The organism is Streptococcus handemini (assembly GCF_040984445.1).
GTDB lineage: Bacteria > Bacillota > Bacilli > Lactobacillales > Streptococcaceae > Streptococcus > Streptococcus handemini.
Genome location: NZ_JBFRYH010000133.1, coordinates 1 through 521, shown reverse-complemented (window position 1 = coordinate 521; position 521 = coordinate 1). Strand labels below are relative to the sequence as shown.

General features: G+C 37.8%; 1 protein-coding gene and 1 pseudogene. One reads left to right on the top strand and one right to left on the bottom strand.

What is annotated here, in order from left to right:
* Positions 1 to 105: pseudogene (locus tag ABPH35_RS10960) on the top strand (IS30 family transposase); the annotation flags it as partial.
* 333 nt (positions 106 to 438) lie between these two features.
* Here the strand turns inward: ABPH35_RS10960 and ABPH35_RS10955 are convergent.
* A complete protein-coding gene (locus tag ABPH35_RS10955; protein ID WP_349988131.1) occupies positions 439 to 519 on the bottom strand; it encodes an IS3 family transposase in 81 nt (26 codons plus the stop codon).
* Positions 520 to 521: the final 2 nt, after the last annotated feature.

Below are 521 nucleotides of genomic sequence, written 5' to 3'. Positions count from 1 at the left end.
AATGCGACGCAACAACAAGTCGCATTTATTGAAAACTGGATTAACAACTATCCAAAGAAGATATTGGGTTACAAATCTCCTAGAGAATTTTTACAGACTGGCTAACTTGAACTTGAAATTTAGCATCGAGCTGATAATAAGGCTGATTTGGGATAGCTGCACCAATGCTCGAGGCGAATATCCAATCCTGATTTTCCAGTTGGGCAAAGTTCTCTGCTTTGCCTGTTAGGATGACTCCGGAAAACTTTGCATCTGCTAACGTAGGATAGTTTTCTTTGATGAACTCTAAGTCATCGTAGTTCGAAAATGTTTTCCCACTACGTCCATATAATGTACTATTTTTGTATCTCGTATCTTTCAGAGCAACTAGCAACTTCTCCCTAAATCGTTCATAATGAACGGCTCCCTGTCAAGTAGACAGTCAAATAATAAAAGATACTAAGCAACCTGATTCCTGAATTCCCAAGGAGTCAGGTTGTTTAATTTTGTTTGATAACGTTGTGTATTGTAAAACTGGATAT